Source organism: Dyella sp. SYSU CM1112 (assembly GCF_058216415.1).
Genome location: NZ_JBZEGI010000001.1, coordinates 106,158 through 126,296 on the forward strand (window position 1 = coordinate 106,158; position 20,139 = coordinate 126,296).

Annotated in this window: 31 protein-coding genes; all 31 read left to right on the forward strand. The window is 57.7% G+C overall.

Annotated features, from left to right (window positions below; genetic code table 11):
• Nucleotides 1-15: 15 nt before the first annotated feature.
• The 31 genes from fusA (at nucleotide 16) to AC4HNJ_RS00725 (ending at nucleotide 19,723) form a co-directional block, all read left to right on the forward strand.
• Nucleotides 16-2,142, forward strand: coding sequence for an elongation factor G (fusA, locus tag AC4HNJ_RS00575; protein WP_490477586.1), 2,127 nt, complete (start codon nucleotides 16-18; stop codon nucleotides 2,140-2,142).
• Nucleotides 2,143-2,240: 98 nt separating this feature from the next.
• Nucleotides 2,241-3,431: an elongation factor Tu gene (gene tuf / locus AC4HNJ_RS00580; protein WP_490477579.1), complete on the forward strand. Its 1,191-nt coding sequence runs from the start codon at nucleotides 2,241-2,243 to the stop codon at nucleotides 3,429-3,431.
• A gap of 390 nt (nucleotides 3,432-3,821) precedes the next feature.
• Complete coding sequence (rpsJ, locus tag AC4HNJ_RS00585) at nucleotides 3,822-4,133, forward strand: 30S ribosomal protein S10 (protein WP_014402136.1); 312 nt, start codon at nucleotides 3,822-3,824, stop codon at nucleotides 4,131-4,133.
• A gap of 20 nt (nucleotides 4,134-4,153) precedes the next feature.
• Nucleotides 4,154-4,795: a 50S ribosomal protein L3 gene (gene rplC / locus AC4HNJ_RS00590; RefSeq protein ID WP_490477587.1), complete on the forward strand. Its 642-nt coding sequence runs from the start codon at nucleotides 4,154-4,156 to the stop codon at nucleotides 4,793-4,795.
• Nucleotides 4,796-4,806: 11 nt separating this feature from the next.
• Nucleotides 4,807-5,424 (forward strand): 50S ribosomal protein L4, encoded by a 618-nt coding sequence (gene rplD / locus AC4HNJ_RS00595; protein ID WP_490477588.1) that lies wholly within the window; start codon nucleotides 4,807-4,809, stop codon nucleotides 5,422-5,424.
• Nucleotides 5,421-5,714 carry a 50S ribosomal protein L23 gene (rplW, locus tag AC4HNJ_RS00600; protein WP_490477589.1) on the forward strand — a complete coding sequence of 98 codons (294 nt, stop codon included), beginning with the start codon at nucleotides 5,421-5,423 and terminating at the stop codon, nucleotides 5,712-5,714. The genes rplD and rplW overlap by 4 nt, the downstream gene beginning before the upstream one ends.
• A gap of 17 nt (nucleotides 5,715-5,731) precedes the next feature.
• Nucleotides 5,732-6,553 carry a 50S ribosomal protein L2 gene (gene rplB / locus AC4HNJ_RS00605; RefSeq protein WP_490477590.1) on the forward strand — a complete coding sequence of 274 codons (822 nt, stop codon included), beginning with the start codon at nucleotides 5,732-5,734 and terminating at the stop codon, nucleotides 6,551-6,553.
• A 13-nt stretch (nucleotides 6,554-6,566) separates the two neighbouring features.
• A complete protein-coding gene (gene rpsS / locus AC4HNJ_RS00610; protein WP_115477112.1) occupies nucleotides 6,567-6,839 on the forward strand; it encodes a 30S ribosomal protein S19 in 273 nt (90 codons plus the stop codon).
• On the forward strand, nucleotides 6,839-7,174 hold the full coding sequence (rplV, locus tag AC4HNJ_RS00615) for a 50S ribosomal protein L22 (protein ID WP_128899624.1): 336 nt from the start codon (nucleotides 6,839-6,841) through the stop codon (nucleotides 7,172-7,174). Before rpsS ends, rplV begins: the two co-directional genes overlap by 1 nt.
• A 13-nt stretch (nucleotides 7,175-7,187) precedes the next feature.
• On the forward strand, nucleotides 7,188-7,952 hold the full coding sequence (gene rpsC, locus AC4HNJ_RS00620; protein ID WP_490477591.1) for a 30S ribosomal protein S3: 765 nt from the start codon (nucleotides 7,188-7,190) through the stop codon (nucleotides 7,950-7,952).
• Between the two features lie 11 nt (nucleotides 7,953-7,963).
• Nucleotides 7,964-8,377, forward strand: coding sequence for a 50S ribosomal protein L16 (gene rplP / locus AC4HNJ_RS00625; protein ID WP_126683172.1), 414 nt, complete (start codon nucleotides 7,964-7,966; stop codon nucleotides 8,375-8,377).
• On the forward strand, nucleotides 8,377-8,562 hold the full coding sequence (gene rpmC, locus AC4HNJ_RS00630) for a 50S ribosomal protein L29 (RefSeq protein WP_490477592.1): 186 nt from the start codon (nucleotides 8,377-8,379) through the stop codon (nucleotides 8,560-8,562). Before rplP ends, rpmC begins: the two co-directional genes overlap by 1 nt.
• A 12-nt stretch (nucleotides 8,563-8,574) precedes the next feature.
• The gene (gene rpsQ / locus AC4HNJ_RS00635; protein WP_490477593.1) at nucleotides 8,575-8,835 is read left to right on the forward strand and encodes a 30S ribosomal protein S17; all 261 of its coding nucleotides are present in this window, start codon (nucleotides 8,575-8,577) and stop codon (nucleotides 8,833-8,835) included.
• A gap of 15 nt (nucleotides 8,836-8,850) precedes the next feature.
• Entirely contained in the window at nucleotides 8,851-9,219 is a 369-nt protein-coding gene (gene rplN, locus AC4HNJ_RS00640; protein ID WP_115477106.1) for a 50S ribosomal protein L14, read from the forward strand.
• Nucleotides 9,220-9,233: 14 nt separating this feature from the next.
• The gene (gene rplX, locus AC4HNJ_RS00645; RefSeq protein WP_490477594.1) at nucleotides 9,234-9,548 is read left to right on the forward strand and encodes a 50S ribosomal protein L24; all 315 of its coding nucleotides are present in this window, start codon (nucleotides 9,234-9,236) and stop codon (nucleotides 9,546-9,548) included.
• Between the two features lie 11 nt (nucleotides 9,549-9,559).
• Nucleotides 9,560-10,099 (forward strand): 50S ribosomal protein L5, encoded by a 540-nt coding sequence (gene rplE, locus AC4HNJ_RS00650; protein WP_490477595.1) that lies wholly within the window; start codon nucleotides 9,560-9,562, stop codon nucleotides 10,097-10,099.
• A 14-nt stretch (nucleotides 10,100-10,113) separates the two neighbouring features.
• Nucleotides 10,114-10,419 (forward strand): 30S ribosomal protein S14, encoded by a 306-nt coding sequence (gene rpsN / locus AC4HNJ_RS00655; RefSeq protein ID WP_490477596.1) that lies wholly within the window; start codon nucleotides 10,114-10,116, stop codon nucleotides 10,417-10,419.
• A gap of 220 nt (nucleotides 10,420-10,639) precedes the next feature.
• Entirely contained in the window at nucleotides 10,640-11,035 is a 396-nt protein-coding gene (gene rpsH / locus AC4HNJ_RS00660; RefSeq protein ID WP_490477597.1) for a 30S ribosomal protein S8, read from the forward strand.
• Nucleotides 11,036-11,045: 10 nt separating this feature from the next.
• Nucleotides 11,046-11,573, forward strand: coding sequence for a 50S ribosomal protein L6 (gene rplF, locus AC4HNJ_RS00665; RefSeq protein ID WP_490477598.1), 528 nt, complete (start codon nucleotides 11,046-11,048; stop codon nucleotides 11,571-11,573).
• An 88-nt stretch (nucleotides 11,574-11,661) separates the two neighbouring features.
• Nucleotides 11,662-12,015 (forward strand): 50S ribosomal protein L18, encoded by a 354-nt coding sequence (gene rplR, locus AC4HNJ_RS00670; RefSeq protein ID WP_490477599.1) that lies wholly within the window; start codon nucleotides 11,662-11,664, stop codon nucleotides 12,013-12,015.
• 88 nt (nucleotides 12,016-12,103) lie between these two features.
• Nucleotides 12,104-12,613: a 30S ribosomal protein S5 gene (gene rpsE / locus AC4HNJ_RS00675; RefSeq protein WP_188792851.1), complete on the forward strand. Its 510-nt coding sequence runs from the start codon at nucleotides 12,104-12,106 to the stop codon at nucleotides 12,611-12,613.
• Nucleotides 12,606-12,794, forward strand: a complete 189-nt coding sequence (rpmD, locus tag AC4HNJ_RS00680; protein WP_204683693.1) for a 50S ribosomal protein L30 — start codon at nucleotides 12,606-12,608, stop codon at nucleotides 12,792-12,794. The genes rpsE and rpmD overlap by 8 nt, the downstream gene beginning before the upstream one ends.
• Before the next feature lie 5 nt (nucleotides 12,795-12,799).
• A complete protein-coding gene (rplO, locus tag AC4HNJ_RS00685; protein WP_490477600.1) occupies nucleotides 12,800-13,231 on the forward strand; it encodes a 50S ribosomal protein L15 in 432 nt (143 codons plus the stop codon).
• 3 nt (nucleotides 13,232-13,234) lie between these two features.
• Nucleotides 13,235-14,557, forward strand: a complete 1,323-nt coding sequence (secY, locus tag AC4HNJ_RS00690) for a preprotein translocase subunit SecY (RefSeq protein ID WP_490477601.1) — start codon at nucleotides 13,235-13,237, stop codon at nucleotides 14,555-14,557.
• 120 nt (nucleotides 14,558-14,677) lie between these two features.
• Nucleotides 14,678-15,034 carry a 30S ribosomal protein S13 gene (rpsM, locus tag AC4HNJ_RS00695; RefSeq protein ID WP_490477602.1) on the forward strand — a complete coding sequence of 119 codons (357 nt, stop codon included), beginning with the start codon at nucleotides 14,678-14,680 and terminating at the stop codon, nucleotides 15,032-15,034.
• 29 nt (nucleotides 15,035-15,063) lie between these two features.
• Nucleotides 15,064-15,450: a 30S ribosomal protein S11 gene (gene rpsK, locus AC4HNJ_RS00700; protein ID WP_115477094.1), complete on the forward strand. Its 387-nt coding sequence runs from the start codon at nucleotides 15,064-15,066 to the stop codon at nucleotides 15,448-15,450.
• Nucleotides 15,451-15,461: 11 nt separating this feature from the next.
• Nucleotides 15,462-16,088, forward strand: a complete 627-nt coding sequence (gene rpsD / locus AC4HNJ_RS00705; protein WP_490477603.1) for a 30S ribosomal protein S4 — start codon at nucleotides 15,462-15,464, stop codon at nucleotides 16,086-16,088.
• 16 nt (nucleotides 16,089-16,104) lie between these two features.
• On the forward strand, nucleotides 16,105-17,103 hold the full coding sequence (locus AC4HNJ_RS00710) for a DNA-directed RNA polymerase subunit alpha (RefSeq protein ID WP_490477604.1): 999 nt from the start codon (nucleotides 16,105-16,107) through the stop codon (nucleotides 17,101-17,103).
• Between the two features lie 209 nt (nucleotides 17,104-17,312).
• Nucleotides 17,313-17,696, forward strand: coding sequence for a 50S ribosomal protein L17 (rplQ, locus tag AC4HNJ_RS00715; protein WP_490477605.1), 384 nt, complete (start codon nucleotides 17,313-17,315; stop codon nucleotides 17,694-17,696).
• A gap of 153 nt (nucleotides 17,697-17,849) precedes the next feature.
• Nucleotides 17,850-18,362: a disulfide bond formation protein B gene (locus tag AC4HNJ_RS00720; protein ID WP_490478075.1), complete on the forward strand. Its 513-nt coding sequence runs from the start codon at nucleotides 17,850-17,852 to the stop codon at nucleotides 18,360-18,362.
• Nucleotides 18,359-19,723, forward strand: a complete 1,365-nt coding sequence (locus tag AC4HNJ_RS00725; protein ID WP_490477606.1) for a class II 3-deoxy-7-phosphoheptulonate synthase — start codon at nucleotides 18,359-18,361, stop codon at nucleotides 19,721-19,723. The genes AC4HNJ_RS00720 and AC4HNJ_RS00725 overlap by 4 nt, the downstream gene beginning before the upstream one ends.
• The last annotated feature ends 416 nt before the right edge of the window (nucleotides 19,724-20,139 follow it).

Consider the following 20,139-nt stretch of genomic DNA (forward strand, 5'->3'; position numbering starts at 1 on the left):
TTCGAGGTTAGTACCGTGGCACGCACCACACCCATCGAGCGCTATCGTAATTTCGGCATCATGGCTCACATCGATGCCGGAAAGACTACGACTACCGAGCGCATCCTGTTTTACACCGGCGTCAGTCACAAGATTGGCGAGGTACACGATGGCGCGGCCACGATGGATTGGATGGAGCAGGAGCAGGAGCGTGGTATCACCATTACGTCGGCAGCTACGACGGCGTTTTGGAAGGGTATGGATCGCTCCCTGCCCGAGCATCGGTTCAATATCATCGATACGCCTGGGCACGTTGACTTCACCATCGAGGTAGAGCGTTCGCTCCGTGTACTCGATGGCGCGGTGTTTGTGCTCTGTGCTGTGGGTGGTGTGCAGCCGCAGTCAGAGACTGTATGGCGCCAAGCCAATAAGTACGGTGTGCCGCGCCTTGCGTTCGTCAACAAGATGGATCGCACCGGTGCCAACTTCGGCAAGGTAGTGGATCAGCTTAAATCGCGCCTGGGGGCCAATCCGGTGCCGATGCAAGTGCCGATCGGTGCCGAAGACAACTTTGAAGGCGTAGTCGACCTCATCAAGATGAAGGCGATCGTATGGGACATGGACTCCCAGGGCATGAAGTTCGAATACCAGGATATTCCTGCCAACCTGAAGGATGAGGCCGAAAAGGCGCATAACTTCATGGTTGAATCGGCGGCTGAAACGTCCGAAGAGTTGATGAACAAGTACTTGGAAGAGGGTGATCTCTCCGAGGCTGAGGTCATTTCCGGTCTGCGCGCCGGTACGCTCACCAACAAACTGATTCCCGTATTTTGCGGTAGTGCGTTCAAGAACAAGGGCGTACAGGCAATGCTGGATGCCGTTATTCAGCTGTTGCCGTCACCGGCTGATCGTCCGCCAGTAAAGGGTATCGACGAGAACGAGAAGGAGGCTAGCCGCGCAGCGGATGACAATGCTCCATTCTCCTCGCTTGCGTTCAAGATCATGACCGACCCATTCGTGGGTTCGCTGACCTTCTTTCGTGTCTACTCGGGCACGCTCAACGCTGGTGACCAAGTGTACAACTCGGTCAAGGGCAAGAAAGAACGTATTGGCCGCATTCTCCAGATGCATGCCAACGAGCGCCAGGAAATCAAGGAAGTCCGTGCAGGCGATATCGCTGCTGCGGTCGGCCTGAAGGACGTCACCACTGGCGATACGCTGTGCGCCCAGGATCATGTCATCACCTTGGAGCGCATGACGTTCCCGGAGCCGGTGATCTCCATGGCGGTCGAGCCGAAAACCAAGTCCGACCAGGAAAAAATGGGTATTGCGCTCAGCCGTCTTGCGGCAGAGGATCCTTCGTTCCGCGTGCGTACCGATGAAGAATCGGGCCAGACCATCATTTCCGGTATGGGCGAATTGCACTTGGACATTATCGTCGACCGCATGCGTCGCGAGTTCAATGTGGAAGCGAACGTCGGCAAACCGCAGGTGGCTTATCGCGAAACGATCCAGGGCTCGTACAAGGCAGACTTCAAGCACGCCAAACAATCGGGCGGTAAGGGTCAGTACGGTCACGTTGTGATCGAGTTCTCCGCGATGACGGATGGGGATCACAAGAATCCGGATGTGAAGGACGACTTCCTGTTCGTCAATGAAATCACGGGTGGCGTGGTGCCGAAGGAATACATTCCATCGGTCGAGAAAGGTCTGCGTGAATCCATCACCAGCGGTCACCTGGCAGGTTTCCCGGTGGTGGGGGTCAAGGCGAAGCTCGTGTTCGGTTCGTACCATGACGTCGACTCTTCCGAGATGGCGTTCAAGATCGCAGCCTATGGCGCGTTCAGAGAGCTTTTCAAGGAAGGCGCGAAGCAGTCGCGGCCTATCCTGCTCGAGCCGATCATGAAGGTGGAGGTCGTGACGCCCGAGGACTACCTCGGCGACGTCATGGGTGACATTAGTCGTCGTCGTGGCGTGCTGCAGGGTTCGGACGATACACCTTCGGGGAAGGTCATCAATGCGATGGTCCCGCTAGGTGAGATGTTCGGCTATGCGACCGCGCTCCGTTCGCAAACGCAAGGCCGTGCCACGTTCACGATGGAGTTTGATCATTACGAGCCGGCGCCTAATAACATCGCCGAGCAGGTTATGAAGAAGGCGTGATTGTTGCGGTCATTCGTGGTTTGCAAAAATCGAAAAGCGGCCCTCCATGGCCGCACTCTCAAATATTGATTAACAAGGTTCCTTAAGAGGTTTAGGCCATGGCAAAGGGTAAATTCGAACGCACCAAGCCGCACGTAAACGTGGGTACGATAGGTCACGTGGATCACGGCAAGACGACGCTGACGGCGGCGCTGACGAAGATAGGCGCGGAGCGGTTCGGTGGTGAATTCAAGGCGTACGATCAGATTGACGCGGCGCCGGAAGAGAAGGCGCGCGGCATTACGATTTCGACGGCGCACGTGGAATACGAATCGCCGAACCGTCACTACGCGCACGTGGACTGCCCGGGCCATGCTGACTACGTGAAGAACATGATCACGGGTGCGGCGCAGATGGACGGCGCGATCCTGGTGTGCTCGGCCGCGGACGGCCCGATGCCGCAGACGCGCGAGCACATTCTGCTGAGCCGTCAGGTGGGCGTGCCGTACATCGTGGTGTTCCTGAACAAGGCCGACATGGTGGACGACGCGGAGCTGCTTGAGCTGGTGGAAATGGAAGTGCGCGAACTGCTGAGCAAGTACGACTTCCCGGGCGACGACACACCGATCATCAAGGGTTCGGCGCTGAAGGCGCTGGAAGGCGACCAGTCGGAGATTGGCGTGCCGGCGATCATCGCGCTGGTGGAAGCACTGGACAGCTACATCCCCGAGCCGGTGCGTGCGCTGGACAAGGCCTTCCTGATGCCGGTGGAAGACGTGTTCTCGATCTCCGGCCGCGGCACAGTAGTGACCGGTCGCGTGGAGAGTGGCGTCATCAAGGTGGGCGAAGAAGTCGAGATCGTGGGCATCCGTCCGACCACCAAGACAACGGTGACGGGCGTGGAGATGTTCCGCAAGCTGCTGGACCAGGGCCAGGCGGGCGACAACGTGGGTCTGCTGCTGCGTGGCACGAAGCGCGAGGACGTGGAGCGTGGACAGGTGCTGGCCAAGCCCGGTTCGATCACGCCGCACACCAACTTCGAGGCGGAAGTGTACGTGCTGTCGAAGGAAGAGGGTGGCCGTCATACGCCGTTCTTCAAGGGTTACCGTCCGCAGTTCTACTTCCGCACGACGGACGTGACGGGCGCGTGCCAGTTGCCGGACGGCGTGGAGATGGTGATGCCGGGCGACAACATCAAAATGACGGTGGAGCTGATTGCGCCGATTGCGATGAGCGAAGGCCTGCGTTTTGCGATTCGCGAGGGTGGCCGCACCGTGGGTGCGGGCGTCGTCGCCAAGATCATCAAGTAAGATGTGTCGAATAGAAACCGCCCAGGATATCGGGCGGTTTCATATTCATGCTTGCCCTGTAATTGTAGATAAGCTATAGTTACAAGCTCACTGCTTAGCTAATAACTGGGCAGGTTACCGCGAAATGAGGCGCAGGACGTGCTTCGAGTTCGCTAACAAGGAGGTTTGCGGGAATCGGAGCAAGGCGTCTACCTTGTCTTCAAAAGGGTTTCCGCTGTGATATTTGACTGAGCAGGCCGAAAGAAAGGCCTGCTTGGCTTTTTTGGGTTTCCGGTTGGCGGTGTTGGCTCGGATACCTGGAAGCAGGTGGCAATGTAATTGGGTTGTGCGAAGCGGTGAGAAGCCACTTCGATTCACAGAATTGTTCTTTAGATAACAGGACACGGTTTTATGGCGAACCAAAAGATTCGCATCCGGCTCAAGGCGTTCGATCATCGTCTGATCGACCGTTCGGCCAGCGAAATCGTCGAGACGGCTAAGCGCACTGGTGCTACGGTTCTCGGTCCGATCCCGCTTCCGACCAAGATTGAGCGCTACACCATTCTGGTGTCGCCACACGTCGATAAAGACGCTCGCGATCAGTACGAGACCCGTACTCACAAGCGCGTGCTGGATATCGTCGATCCCAATGACAAAACCGTGGACGCGCTCATGAAGCTTGATCTCGCCGCTGGCGTGGATGTTCAGATCAAGCTTGGTTGAGCGATAGACAGGATACGAACATGAGTATCGGACTGGTTGGCCGCAAGTGCGGCATGAGCCGACTCTTTACCGAGGACGGACGCTCGATTCCGGTGACGCTGATTGAAGCGACGCCCAATCGCGTAACGCAGGTGAAGACGGAAGATAATGATGGCTACAGCGCTGTGCAGGTTGCAGCGGGTGTCAAACGTGCCAGCTTGCTGACACAAGCCCAAAAAGGGCATTACGCCAAGGCGAAGGTTGAGCCGGGTCGTGGTCTTTGGGAGTTCCGCTTGAGCGCGGCTGACCTCGGTAAATATGCTGTGGGCGCCGAAATCAAGGCTGAAGAAGTGTTTCAAGTCGGCCAGATCGTCGATGTGGCTGGTGTCAGCAAGGGCAAGGGCTTCCAGGGCACCATCAAGCGCCACAACTTCAAGATGGGTGATGCCACCCACGGTAACTCGTTGTCGCATCGTGCGCCGGGTTCTATCGGTCAGCGTCAGACCCCGGGTCGTGTGTTCCCGGGCAAGAAGATGTCGGGCCACATGGGTGCGGTGAATCGCACTGTGCAGGGTCTGGAAGTGGTCAAGGTCGACGCCGAGCGTCATCTGATTGCGGTGAAGGGCGCGGTACCGGGTGCTACCGGTGGCGACGTCGTCATTCGCCCGACCACCAAGGGTTGAGGAGAGACGTGATGGAACTGAATGTTATTGGCGCAACATCGCCTAACAAGGCAGCACTCAGCGTCTCGGACGAAGTGTTCGGTGGCGAATTCAAGCAGGCTCTGGTCCACCAGGTGGTCGTTGCTTATCAGGCAGGCGGCCGCGCTGGCACCAAGGCGCAGCTTTCGCGCGGCGAATTGTCCGGTACCACCAAGAAATTCAAGAAGCAAAAAGGTGGTGGCGCTCGTCACGGTGATTATCGTGCCCCGATTTTTGTCGGCGGTGGTGTGACCTTTGCAGCCAAGCCGCGTAGCTACGAGCAGAAGGTCAACCGCAAGGCGTATCGCGTTGCGATTCGGTCCATTCTGTCGGAGCTGAATCGCCAGGATCGTTTGAAAGTCGTTGAGAGCTTCGGTGTCGAAGCTCCCAAGACTAAGGCGATGGTTGCGAAGTTGGCTGAGCTACAGGTTTCCGGACGTGTACTGTTGGTGTCAGAAGATACCAATGAGGCGCTGTTCTTGGCGTCGCGCAATATTCCGTACCTCCATGTGGTGGACGTGATGGCGTTGAATCCCGTTAGCTTGGTCGGTTCCGACTATGTGGTGATGACCGTTGATGCGGTCAAGAAAGTCGAGGAGTGGCTGGCATGAGCAACGAACGCATTCTGAATACGCTGCGCGCACCGCACATTTCCGAAAAAGCCGCCCGTCTTGCTGAGGGTAACCAGTATGTATTCGTGGTTGCCCCCGAGGCGACCAAGGCCGATGTCCGTCAGGCTGTGGAGAAGATGTTCGATGTCAAGGTCGAGCAGGTAAATCTCGTCAACGCCAAGGGCAAGGTTAAGTCCTTCCGTTTCCGCGCGGGCAGCCGCCAGGGCAAGCGCAAGGCGTACGTTCGTCTCGCCGAAGGGCAGACGATCGACGTGACGGCCAAGGCCTGAGCCAGGAGTTCTGACAGATGGCACTAATTACTCACAAGCCAACCTCGCCGGGTCGTCGCGACGCTGTTAGCGTACGCATCGAGGGGCTGCACAAGGGCGCTCCCTACGCGCCCCTGACCGAAAGCCAGTCGAAGACGGGCGGTCGTAACCATTTTGGTCGCATCACCACCCGTCATCGTGGCGGTGGTCATAAGCAGGCTTATCGCATCATCGATTTCAAGCGCGACAAGGAAGGCATCGCTGCCAAAGTTGAGCGCTTGGAATATGATCCGAACCGCACCGCGCATATTGCGCTGCTGTGCTACGCCGACGGCGAGCGCCGCTACATCATTGCGCCGGCCGGTGTGGTGGTGGGTGATCGCGTGGTCTCGGGTCACGATGCGCCGATCAAGGTTGGCAACAGCCTGCCGCTGCGCAATATCCCGGTTGGTTCGACCGTGCATTGCGTGGAAATGAAGCCCGGCAAGGGTGCGCAGATCGCGCGTTCGGCCGGTGCCTCGGTACAGCTGATCGCACGCGAATCCGGCTACGCTACCCTGCGTCTTCGCTCCGGCGAAATGCGCCGTGTGCCGGTTGATTGCCGCGCCACCATCGGTGAGGTTGGCAATTCCGAGCATAGTCTGCGCAAGCTCGGCAAGGCAGGTGCCACCCGTTGGAAGGGCATCCGTCCGACCGTTCGCGGTGTGGTGATGAACCCGGTCGACCATCCGCATGGCGGTGGTGAAGGCAAGACCTCCGGTGGCCGGCATCCAGTCAGCCCGTGGGGCCTGCCGACCAAGGGCTACAAGACCCGTAACAACAAGCGCACGCAGCAGTTCATCGTGCGTCGTCGCAAGTAATTAGGAAACCGTCATGCCGCGTTCATTGAAGAAAGGTCCGTTCGTTGACCTTCACCTCGTGAAGAAGGTGGAAGCTGCGGTTTCCACCAACTCCAAGCGCCCGATCAAGACCTGGTCGCGTCGCTCCATGATCCTGCCGGAAATGGTGGGATTGACCATCGCCATCCACAACGGTCGCCAACACGTGCCGGTGCTTGTCAACGAGAATATGGTCGGGCACAAGCTCGGCGAGTTCGCGGTGACCCGCACTTTCAAGGGCCATGGCGGCGATAAGAAGGGCAAGTGATGAGCACCGAAGCCAAAGCGATCCTGCGCAGCGCTCGCATTTCAGCGCAGAAGGCACGCCTGGTAGCTGACTTGGTCCGCGGTATGCCCGTGGGTCGTGCCAGCGACGTGCTCCAGTTCACTAACAAGAAGGCCGCACACCTTGTTCGCAAGGTGCTGCTGTCGGCCGTCGCCAACGCCGAAAACAACCTCGGCGCTGATGTCGACGAGCTGAAAGTCTCGCGCATCTTCGTGGACGAAGGTCCGGCGATGAAGCGCATGTACGCCCGCGCCAAAGGCCGCGGTTCCCGCATCCTGAAGCGCACGAGCCACATCACTGTGGTCGTTGGTAACTAAGAGGACGTAGACGATGGGTCATAAAGTTCATCCCACCGGTATCCGCCTCGGCATTGCCAAGGACTGGAACTCGAAGTGGTACGCCAATAAGGGCGAATACGCCCAGTACCTCGCTGCTGACCTGAAGGTTCGCGAGATGCTGCGCAAGAAGCTGGCTGCCGCTGGTATTTCGAAGATCCAGATCGAGCGCCCGGCCAAGACTGCCCGCGTGACGATTCACACCGCCCGTCCAGGCGTGGTGATTGGCAAGAAGGGCGAGGACATCGAGAAGCTGCGCAAGGAAGTCAGCGATATGATGGGCGTTCCTGCGCACATCAACGTCAATGAGGTGCGTAAACCTGAGCTCGATGCGCAGCTGGTCGCCGAGTCGATTGCGCAGCAGCTTGAGCGCCGCATTATGTTCCGTCGGGCGATGAAGCGGGCGGTGGGTAATGCGATGCGCCTGGGTGCCTTGGGCATCAAGATCAATGTGTCCGGTCGTTTGAACGGCGCGGAGATTGCTCGTTCCGAGTGGAGTCGTGAAGGTCGCGTACCTCTGCACACGCTGCGTGCGGACATCGACTACGGGACCGCCGAAGCCAAGACCACGTACGGCATCATCGGTATCAAGGTCTGGATCTACAAGGGCGAAATCTTCGACCTGTCCCAGGCCGGTCAGGAGCCGAAGGAAGAGCAGGCCGCGCAGCCGCGTCGTGAGCGCGAAGGTGGCGAAGGCCGTCGTGAAGGTCGTCGGGATCGGGATGGCGGTGAAGGCCGTCGCGACCGGTCGGCGAAGTAAGGAGAGTTGCCATGTTGCAACCTAAGCGAACCAAGTACCGCAAACAGTTCAAGGGCCGCAACGACGGCTTGGCATTCAGCGCGAACCTCGTCAGTTTCGGCGAGTACGGCCTCAAAGCCACCACGCACGGTGCGCTCACGGCGCGCCAGATCGAGGCGGCCCGTCGCTGCATTACGCGTTTCGTAAAGCGCGGCGGCAAGTTGTGGATCCGCGTGTTCCCGGACAAGCCGATCACCAAGAAGCCGATCGAAGTCCGAATGGGTGCCGGTAAGGGTGGCGTGGAGTTCTGGGTCGCACCGATCCAGCCGGGCCGCATGCTTTATGAAATTGAGGGCGTCGACGAGGCTACTGCGCGCGAGGCGTTCCGCCTGGCCGCCGCCAAGTTGTCAGTGCAGACCCAGTTTGTGACCAGAGCGGTGATGTGATGGCCATCAAAGACCTAACAACCAAGTCGGCCGAAGAGCTAAAGCAACACCTGCTGGACCTTCGCAAAGAGCAGTTCAATCTGCGCATGCAAAAAGGTACCGGTCAGCTCAGCCAGCTGCATCAGCTGCGCCGCGTCCGGCGTGATATCGCCCGCACGAAGTTCGTGCTCGGCGGCAAGAAGTAAAAGGCGGCCGACATGAGCGACAACCAAAAACAAGCACGCACCCTTGAGGGTCGCGTTATCAGCAACAAGATGGAAAAGACGGTTACCGTGCTGGTCGAGCGCCAGGTACAGCATCCGCTACTGGGCAAGATCGTACGCCGTTCCACCAAGCTTCACGCGCAGGATGATCTCGGCGCGAATGAAGGTGATGTGGTGCGTATCGCTGAATGCCGTCCGCTTTCCAAGACCAAACATCACCGCGTGGTCGAAATCGTCACGCGCGCCGAAGCGTAAGGGGAGGGTGCAAACATGATTCAGATGCAAAGCACGCTTTCCGCCGCCGATAACAGCGGCGCCAAGGAACTTATGTGCATCAAGGTGCTCGGTGGCTCCAAGCGCCGTTACGCCGCGATCGGTGACGTGATCAAGGTTACCGTGAAGGATGCCATTCCGCGTGGCAAGGTAAAGAAGGGCGAGGTCTACAACGCCGTGGTGGTTCGCACCGCCAAGGGCGTGCGTCGCGCCGACGGTTCGTTGATCCGTTTCGACGGTAATGCAGCCGTGCTCCTCAACAACAAGCTCGAGCCGATCGGTACCCGTATCTTCGGGCCCGTGACTCGTGAGCTGCGTGGCGAGAAGTTCATGAAGATCGTCTCGCTCGCACCCGAAGTGCTCTGAGGCGGAGAAGAACCATGAACCGTATCCGCAAAGGCGATCAGGTCATCGTGATCGCAGGCAAGAACAAAGGTCAGCGCGGCGACGTGCTGCGCGTTGAGGGCGAGCGCGTGTTCGTCTCCAACGTCAATCTGGTCAAGCGTCACACCAAGCCGAATCCCCAGGCCAACCAAGCTGGTGGGATCGTCGAGCGTGAGGCCTCGATCCATATCTCCAATGTGCAGCTGTTCAACCCCGCCACGAACAAGGGTGAACGCGTTGGTGCCAAGACGCTCGCTGATGGGCGCAAGGTCCGCGTGTACCGTTCGTCTGGCGAGGTCGTGGACGCGTGAGGATCACCAACATGACGCGCCTTGAAACTTTTTATAAAGAACAGGTAGTCCAGAAGCTCACTGAGCGTTTCGGCTATCAGAATGTGATGCAGGTTCCGCGCATCACCAAGATCACGTTGAACATGGGCGTGGGCGAAGCGGCGGGCAACAAGAAGGTGCTCGAGAATGCTGTGGCCGACATGGCCAAGATAGCCGGTCAAAAGCCAATTACGACCAAGGCGCGCGTGTCCGTGGCCTCGTTCAAGATCCGTGACGGTTGGCCGATCGGGTGCAAGGTCACTCTGCGCCGTGCGCAGATGTGGGAGTTCCTGGATCGCCTGATCAACATTTCGCTGCCTCGTGTCCGTGACTTCCGCGGTGTATCGGGTCGCGCCTTTGATGGCCGTGGTAACTACAATTTTGGCATCAAGGAACAGATCATTTTCCCGGAAATTGATTTCGACGCCGTTGATGCCATGCGCGGTATGGATATTTCCATTACCACGACAGCCAAGACTGACGAAGAAGCCAAGGCATTGTTGGAAGCCTTCAGCTTTCCGTTCCGCAACTGATACGCGAGAGATTTATGGCAAAGACCTCCATGGTTAACCGCGATATCAAGCGGTCCAAGCTCGTCAAAAAGTACGCTACTAAGCGCGCCGAGTTGAAGGCGATCGTGCTGAACCCGAAGTCTTCCTACGAAGACAAGATGGAAGCGCAGGCCAAGCTGCAGAAGCTGCCCCGCGACGCCAGCCCAAGCCGTCAGCGTAATCGCTGCGAGTTGTCAGGCCGTCCGCGTGGTGTGTACCGCAAGTTTGGCTTGGGTCGTAACAAGCTGCGCGAAGCCACCATGCGTGGCGACGTACCTGGTCTGCGCAAGGCTAGTTGGTGATTTGTTTTAACTGTCACCCTGCCTAGGCAGGGTGGCTAGACTCGTGGGCATGTCGCCATGCCCACGCTGATGCGACTTTAAAGCATCGGTATTCGCAAAAACCGAAAATAGCTGCTATGATCGGCGGTCTGCGTTCTGCAGGTCGGTCTTCGTGCCGGCTCACAATTTAGAATTGATTTCCGGTTTTATCGGATATCGGTGCACTCTGAAGGATGTTTTCATGAGCATGACTGATCCCATCGCCGATCTGTTTACGCGCATCCGCAATGCCCAAGCTACGGGCAAGCAGGTTGTCAGCGTACCGTCGTCGAAGCTGAAGGTGGCGCTTGCCGATCTTCTCAAGAATGAGGGCTATATCCTTGACGCCAAGACCTCCGACGTGGAGGGCAAGCCGGTGCTCGAGATCAAGCTCAAATATTTCGAAGGCCGTCCCGCGATAGAGCGTATCGAACGCGTCAGTCGCTCGGGTTTACGCGTTTACCGCGGCAAAGATGAGCTGCCAAAGATTCTCGGCGGCTTGGGTATTTCGATTATTTCGACGTCCGGCGGTCTGCTGACCGACGCGCAGGCTCGCGCCAAGGGCGTGGGTGGCGAAGTCATCGGCTTGGTCGCATAAGGAGTTCCCGATGTCTCGTGTTGCCAAGAAACCCATTTCCCTGCCTAAGGGCGTTGAGCTTAAGGTTACGGACGAAAGTATTGCAGTGAAGGGACCCAAAGGTACGTTGTCTGTCCATACGCTCCCGGGCGTCTCGGTGGCTACCGAGAATGGAACGGTCAACATCCAGGTCGCCGAGGGTGCAGAGGATAAGTTCGGTGGTACGGCCCGGGCGCTGCTTGCCAACATGGTGAAGGGTGTCTCCGAAGGTTATGAGCGCAAGCTGGAGCTGGTCGGCGTGGGTTACCGCGCTTCGATGACGGGCAAAGCGCTTAACCTTAGCCTCGGGTTTTCTCATCCGGTGGTGTTCAATGCGCCGGAAGGAATCACGTTGGAAACACCGTCACAGACTGAAGTCCTAGTGAAAGGCTCGGACAAGCAGTTGGTTGGTGAAGTTGCCGCCAAGATTCGTGGCTATCGTCCGCCGGAACCCTACAAGGGCAAAGGCGTGCGTTATGCCGGCGAGAAGATCACCCTGAAGGAAGCTAAGAAGGCGTAAGCGATTTTTCGCGATATGCGGCGGTGTCTGTCGCTGCAACGCTCAAAAGAATCGCATAAACGGTCGATCCGCTTTCTGGAGATAGATGATGAACAAGAAAGAAGCTCGTTTGCGTCGTGCCAAGGCTACGCGTGCTCACATTCGCAAGCTCGCCGTGCCTCGCTTGTCCGTGCATCGTACGGGCCAGCATATTTACGCCCAGGTTTTTGATACTTCGGGTGAAAAGGTAGTGGCGGCAGCGTCGACTGTGCAGAAGGCAATTGTCGACGGGTTGAAGGGAACCAAGAACCTTGCAGCTGCGGCGGCTGTCGGTAAGGCAGTGGCGGAGCGTGCCAAGGCTGCTGGCATCGAAGCTGTAGCGTTTGATCGTTCCGGGTTCCGTTATCACGGGCGTATCAAGGCGCTTGCCGATGCGGCGCGCGAAGCGGGCCTCAAGTTCTAAGCGGTAGCACTTAAGCAATAACGACAACAACTCCAAGCGGCTAGTCCGCAAGTAAAAGTCCCGGATAGTCCGGGCATACGGAAAAAATATGTCTTCTACTGATCGCGAAAATACAGACGGCCTGCTGGAGAAGCTGATTGCCGTCAACCGCGTGGCAAAGACCGTCAAGGGCGGTCGCCAGATGAGTTTCACCGCGCTGACTGTGGTTGGCGACGGCGAGGGTAAGGTTGGCTTCGGCTATGGCAAGGCTCGCGAAGTGCCGGTGGCGATTTCCAAGGCCATGGATCGCGCACGCCGGAACATGGTGAGCATTGATCTGAACAACGGTACGTTGTGGTACGCCATCAAGGCCAACCATGGCGCGGCACGTGTGTATATGCAGCCCGCCTCCGAAGGTACGGGTGTCATTGCTGGTGGTGCCATGCGTGCCGTGCTGGAAGTGGTTGGCGTGAAGAACGTGCTGGCTAAGGCCGTGGGTTCGCGCAACCCGATCAATCTGGTTCGCGCCACCATTAAGGGCCTGCAGGCCGTTGCCTCGCCGAAGCAGATTGCTGCCAAGCGTGGCAAGACCGTGGAAGAGGTGCTGGGTAATGGCTAATACCGAGAAAACTATCCGTGTTCGCCTGGTAAAGGGTTTGCGCGGTGTACAGGCTCGTCATCGCCTGAGTGTCAAGGCGCTGGGCTTGAACAAGACCAATGACGTCCGTGAGTTGAAAGACAGCCCGCAAGTGCGTGGCCTCATCAACACGGTCTACTACCTGGTGCGGGTTGAGGAGTAAGCATCATGCGTCTGAATGACATCAAGCCAGCCGCTGGTTCGCGCAAGGCCCGTCTGCGTGTCGGCCGTGGTATTGGCTCAGGTTTAGGCAAAACAGCCGGACGCGGTCACAAGGGTCAACACGCCCGCGCGGGTGGCACCCATAAGTTTGGCTTCGAAGGCGGTCAGATGCCGCTGCAGCGTCGCTTGCCCAAGGTGGGTTTCCGCTCACAGATGAAGGCGGAGAGCCAGGAAGTATTTTTGTATCAGCTGGCGAATCTGAAGGCGGATGTAATCGATGCCGTCGTCTTGCATCAAGCTGGATTGATTGATAGCAAGGCCAAGAAGGTCAAGGTCGTGGCCAAGGGTGATATTGGTCGCGCAGTGAAGCTTTCAGGCCTGCTGGCAACAGCTGGTGCCAAAGCTGCTATTGAAGCTGCCGGCGGCAGCGTGGAGTAACACGTGGCCGCAGCCAAGGGCACATCGGTCGGGTCGCTCGGTAAATTAACCGAGCTGCGTCAACGCATCTTGTTCGTGATCGGTGCGTTGATCGTGTACCGTCTCGGCTCGTTTATCCCCGTACCGGGCGTCAATCCAGATGCGATGGCCAATCTGATTGGTCAAAGCGGCGGGCTCCTGGACATGTTTAATATGTTCTCGGGCGGCTCTCTGGGACGTTTTTCGGTGTTTGCGCTGGGCGTGGTGCCCTATATCTCCGCGTCGATCGTGGTGCAGATGATGGGGTCGGTTGTCCCCAGCCTGCAGGCCTTGCGTAAGGAAGGGCAGTCCGGTCAGCGTCAATTGACGATGTATACGCGCATTGGCACGGTTGGTTTATCGGCGTTTCAGGCCTTTGGTATTGCAGTCGCTCTGATGAAGCAATCGAGTGGCGGCATGCCGGTTGTTTACATGCCCGGCTTTGGATTTGTCCTGTCTTCGGTAGTGGGTTTGACGGCCGGTTCCATGTTCCTGATGTGGCTGGGCGAGCAAATGACGGAGCGAGGGATAGGCAACGGCATCTCGCTGTTAATTTTCGCCGGCATTGTTGCTGGCTTGCCTGGGGCTGTGGCGCATACCCTGTCGATGTCGAGCAACGGCGAGTTGAGCACGATCAAGTTGGTCATGGTGATCGCGTTGGTGCTGGCAGTGACGGCTTTTGTGGTGTTCATGGAGCGGGCGCAGCGACGTATCACCGTGAACTATGCCAGACGCTCGGGCGGCCAGCGTTCGTACATGAATCAGACGTCGCATCTTCCGCTCAAGATCAACATGTCGGGTGTGATTCCGCCGATTTTTGCGAACAGTATTTTGATGTTCCCCGCGATGGCGGCGACTTGGGGTAATGCTAGCCATCAGTCTCGTTGGCTGCAGAACCTGGTGCAGGTGCTGACGCCTGGTGAACCTCTGTACGACATCATCTATGCGGTATTGGTGATTACTTTCGCCTTTTTTTATACGGCGATCGTATTCAACTCGCAGGACACGGCGGACAATCTCAAGCGGTCGGGAGCTCTTATTCCCGGTATTCGTCCGGGTCGTTCGACCGCCGAGTACATCGACGCCGTGATGACCCGTTTGACCGGCGTAGGTGCTTTGTATCTGGTGCTGGTCTGCTTGGTGCCGACGTTCATGCAGAATGCCTGGCATGTTCCGTTCTACTTCGGCGGCACGTCGCTACTGATCGTAGTGGTGGTGGTTATGGACTTTACGGCTCAGGTGCAAGCGCATCTGGTCAGCCACCAGTACGAAGGTTTGCTTAAAAAGGCCAATCTGCGCCGCGGCTGAGGCTGCAGATCGGCATGGGTGGAGAGCGGTGGCACCGGGTGCCGCAGGGCTTTCCTGACAGTTTGATTAAGGTTAGAATTGCGCGTTTACCGCGCAAGAAAGCATCGGAGAAAGTACATCATGGCGCGCATTGCGGGTGTCAATTTGCCGGTCCAGAAGCATGTCTGGGTTGGCCTGCAGAGCATCTATGGCATCGGCCGCAGCCGGGCCAAGAAGGTCTGCGAAGCGGCGGGGGTAAGCCCGAACACGCAGATCAAGTCGCTTAGTGAAGGCGAGGTGGAGAAGATCCGCCATGAGGTTGCCAAGTATGTCGTGGAAGGTGATCTGCGCCGTGAAGTCGGCATTGCCATCAAGCGCCTGATGGATCTGGGTTGCTACCGCGGTCTGCGCCACCGCCGCGGCTTGCCGGTGCGCGGCCAGCGCACGCGTACCAACGCTCGCACCCGCAAGGGCCCGCGTCGCGCGATCAAGAAGTGATCGCTTCTTAAGAGATTTGGATTCCGAACATGGCAAAGCCAGTTAAGACCAAGAAGAAAGTCAAGCGGGTTGTCACCGATGCGGTGGCTCACGTGCAGGCCTCCTTCAACAACACCATCGTTACCATCACAGACCGCCAGGGCAACGCGCTCTCGTGGGCGACTGCCGGCGGTGCCGGTTTCCGTGGCTCGCGCAAGTCCACCCCCTTCGCGGCTCAGGTCGCGGCCGAAAAGGCGGGTCGTGCTGCGGGTGATTACGGTGTTAAGACCGTGGAAGTGCGGATCAAGGGGCCCGGTCCGGGTCGCGAATCCGCGGTGCGTTCGCTGAACGCTCTCGGTTACAAAGTTCTCAACATCATTGACGTAACGCCGATTCCGCATAACGGCTGCCGTCCCCCCAAGAAGCGTCGCGTCTAAGGAGCACAACCATGGCACGTTATCGTGGAGCTACCTGCAAACTTGCGCGTCGCGAAGGCTCGGATCTGAGCCTGAAGAGTCCCGCGCGCGCGCTTGATTCCAAGTGCAAGCTGGAGAATAAGCCCGGCCAACACGGCGCCAACAAGCGCATGCGTATGTCGGACTATGCTGTCCAGCTGCGTGAGAAGCAGAAGGTCAAGCGCATTTATGGTGTGCTTGAGCGTCAGTTCAGCAACTACTACACCAAGGCTTCGACACTCAAGGGCAATACGGGTGAAAACCTGCTGCGCCTGCTGGAAAGCCGTCTGGACAACGTAGTTTATCGTATGGGTTTTGCAGTCACCCGCGCCCAGGCCCGTCAGCTGGTGTCGCATAAGGCGATTCTGGTCAATGGAAAGAAAGTCAACATTCCTTCTTACCAGGTCCGCCCAGGCGATGAAATTGCGGTGACAGATCGTGCTCGCAATCAGTTGCGGGTGCAGGAAGCTGGAACCGTATTCGACACGATGGATCTACGTCCTCAATGGGTGGAAGTAGATAGCAAGAAGTTCGCCGGCACGTTTAAGTCGGTGCCTGATCGCGCAGATCTCCCTACCGATATCAACGAAGCGCTGATCGTCGAGCTTTATTCGAAGTAATCAACCGGAGCCCTGCATGGCAGTTTCGTCAACTAGCGTGTTGCGGCCTCGCGGCCTCAGCGTTGAACAGCTCGGACCGAATCGCGCCAAGGTGGTTGTGGAGCCGCTTGAACGTGGTTTCGGACATACCTTGGGCAATGCGTTGCGTCGCGTGCTGCTCTCCTCGATTCCTGGCAGTGCCATCGTCGAGGTCGAAATTGATGGTGTGCTCCATGAGTACACCACGTTGGAAGGTCTGCAGGAGGACGTGATCGAAGTCCTGTTGAACCTCAAGGAAGTGGCGATTCGTCAGCACACGGGTGATGAAGTCACTTTGGCCTTGTCCAAGAAAGGCAAGGGTGTGGTTACGGCAGGTGACATCGCTGTCGACCATTCGGTGGAGATCATTAACCCAGAGCATGTGATCTGCCACCTGACCAAGGACATCGCACTCAACATGCGCCTGAAGGTGCGTCGTGGCGTCGGTTATCAACCGGCTAGCTCGCGTCAGCATCCGGATGACGAAGCGCGTCCGATCGGTCGCTTGCAGCTGGATGCGTCATTTGCGCCCGTGCTACGCGTAGCGTACGAAGTGGACGCGGCTCGCGTGGAACAGCGTACCAACCTCGATAAGCTCGTTCTGGATATCGAGACGAACGGCACCATCGGGGCGGAAGATGCAGTACGCAAAGCTGCTGAAATCCTTAACGATCAATTGTCTGTCTTTGGTGATTTCTCGCGTCGCGAGAGCGCTACCGACAAGGCAGAGAAGGGTGGGTTCGATCCGTTGCTGCTTCGTCCGATCGACGATCTGGAATTGACGGTACGCTCGGCGAATTGCCTGAAGGCGGAGAGCATCTACTACATCGGCGATCTGGTACAGAAAACCGAGGTGGAGTTGCTCAAGACACCGAACCTCGGCAAGAAGTCGCTTACCGAAATCAAGGATGTTCTGGGCGTGCGCGGTCTTGCCTTAGGTATGAAGCTTGAGAACTGGCCGCCGCCGGGCCTAGCGCACGGCATGCAGCTGGGTTGATGGTCTGTTTTTGCGATTATCATTGATCGCAGTAATCGTCGAATAATAGTGGGTGCGCGTCTTGCGCATCCGTTCGACATCAGAAGTGATCGTTCTGCGGTCACAGTCTTAATAAAAGCCCGGTTCATCAAGGGCCTCGATAGCGGGTAACCGCGGGAAGCCGGACTTAAAGGCCGGCTTTTCATAACAATAGACAAGAGAGTTTAGCCATGCGCCACCAAAAGTCCGGACGCAAACTTAATCGCACCAGTGCTCATCGCGAAGCGATGTTCCGCAATATGGCCTCGTCGCTGGTCAAGCACGAATTAATTCGTACCACGTTGCCGAAAGCTAAGGAACTGCGTCGCGTTGCAGAGCCTTTGATCACGCTCGCCAAAACCGATAGCGTTGCTAACCGTCGCTTGGCGTTTGCCCGTCTGCGCGATAAGCAGGCAGTGGGCAAGCTGTTCGTTGAATTGGGGCCGCGTTATCGCGAGCGTCCCGGCGGCTATCTGCGTATTCTCAAGTGCGGCTTCCGCGCGGGTGATAATGCCCCGTTGGCTTATGTCGAACTGATCGATCGGCCGCGTACCGAGGCGGTTGACGCCGAATAATCCGCACAAACGGTTATTTGAACGTCCAGAAATGAAGCCCCGGCCGGGTGACCCGCCGGGGCTTTTGTTTTGCGTAATTTCCACAGATCGACTTGCTGACAGCGTCGCAGGGAGCGGGTAATGTCAGCATCTCTCTCCATCGCAAATGCCTTCATGAACCCTCTCCGCTGGTCCTACCGCGCAAGCTTTTTCGTTGGTTTCCTGATCTGTGCGGGCCTGCTCGGATTTGCCCTCTACGCCGAGTACGAGCTCGGTATGGAGCCGTGCCCGCTATGTATTTTTCAGCGCATCGGCTTCATGTTCATGGCGATTTTTTTCCTGGTAGGAGCTATCCATGCGCCGCGTGCTGCCGGTCGCTGGTTCTATAGCGGCTTAGTGTTGATGGGCGCCTTGTTCGGCATCGCAGTTGCCGGACGCCATCTTTGGATCCAGTCGTTGCCTCCAGATCAGCTTCCTTCGTGCGGCCCGAATTTAGCGTACATGTTTGATGCTTTTCCTTTCGCCAAAGCGTTGAAATTGGTGTTTACCGGCTCAGGTGAATGTGCCAAGGTTCAGCCGATACTCGGGTTGCCGATGCCCTTTTGGACCTTGGTTTGGTACATCGCCCTTGCTCTCTGGGCGATCCGCGCCACGTTGCATCGAGCCGCACCGAGGTTGCGTTTATGAATCAGACAGCGCACAGCACTCATACGTCGGGTTGGGTGCCCACTTCCTGGCAACAGCGGGTGGCCCTGCAGCAGCCGAGCTATGAGGACACTGCGGAACTCGAGCAGGCGATCGGCGAACTGTCCCATCTGCCACCGTTGGTGACATCCTGGGAAGTATTGGCGCTGAAGCGTGCGCTGGCTGAAGCACAAGAAGGCAAGCGTTTTCTGCTTCAGGGAGGAGATTGCGCCGAGAGTTTTGCCGATTGCACTAGTCCGATCATCTCCAACCGACTGAAGGTTCTATTGCAGATGAGCCTGGTGCTAGTGCATGGCCTCAAGCAGCCGGTATTGCGTGTAGGTCGATTTGCAGGGCAGTACGCCAAGCCGCGTTCGGCCGATGTCGAGACGCGTGACGGCGTGACGCTGCCCAGTTTTCGCGGCGACGTCGTCAATGGTCCTGAATTCACGGCGCAAGCTCGCCGTCCTGATCCGCAGCGCCTTATTCGCGCACATGCGCATTCGGCCTTGACGATGAATTTTGTGCGCGCACTGGTTGATGGCGGTTTTGCGGATCTGCATCATCCTGAGTACTGGGACTTGGCGTGGGTGGAACACTCACCGCTGGCCGCAGAATACCGCCGCATGGTCGCAGGCATTGGCGATTCCTTGCGTTTTATGGAAACGCTCGCAGGCCCTATCGCCGGTTTTACGCGCGTAGATTTCTTCACGTCGCACGAAGCATTGCTGCTGCACTACGAGCAGGCCCTGACACGTCAGGTGCCGCGTCATCCGGGGTGGTTCAATCTTTCTACGCATTTCCCTTGGATCGGTATGCGCACGGCCGCGCTGGATGGTGCACATGTGGAATATTTTCGCGGCATTCGCAATCCGATTGCGGTAAAGATCGGTCCTTCAGTCACTGCCGAGCAATTACTGCCTCTGATTGATGTGCTGAACCCAGAGGACGAGCCGGGTCGGCTTACCTTGATTCACCGCATGGGGCAGACGCAGGTGGCAAGCAAGCTTCCGCCATTGCTCGATGCGGTAAAACGCGAAGGGCGTCGTGTGCTATGGGTTGCCGATCCTATGCATGGCAATACTGAAAGTACGTCCAATGGCTACAAGACGCGGCGCTTTGACAACATTCGCGGCGAGCTGGAGCAAGCGTTCGATATTCACGCCGCAGCGGGTACGCGATTAGGCGGCGTGCATCTTGAACTTACAGGTGAAGATGTCACCGAATGCATGGGTGGTGCGCGCGACCTGAGCGAGGCCGATTTGCAGCGTGCCTACAAATCGACGGTGGATCCACGTTTGAACTACGAGCAGTCGCTAGAACTGGCGATGCTGATCGTACGGAAATCGGGTCCCCTGAGTTAGCTGCTCATTACGTTTGAGGTGCGGTGCGGGTGCGTCTTTCCGTGCGCATGCGTTGCTCCAGGTTGGCCTGACTGTTTGCGGCATACGCTTCGCAGGCTTGCGTGTCGATTGGCGGATTTGATGGCAGGGGCCATGCGCGCTGCTTTGTGGAAGAAGTCTCTGCTGCGTGAGGTGTCCGCAGGATGTCGCAAGGAAGTGTCACCGGCATAACAAACCCATCAGGGGCCAGGGCTTTCGCGGATTTTGCGCTGGTGACTGTGTTGCGCGCCGCTGTCACCGCTGTCGCAACCATCCTGCCCAGGTGTGCTTCCATACAAACATCAGGGATGCGATGTTGGGCGCGTGAGCAAAAATGCTCACATAAGTCGTGGCGAATACCACGCCACAGTGCAAAAAGTGAGCCCCGATTTCATGGG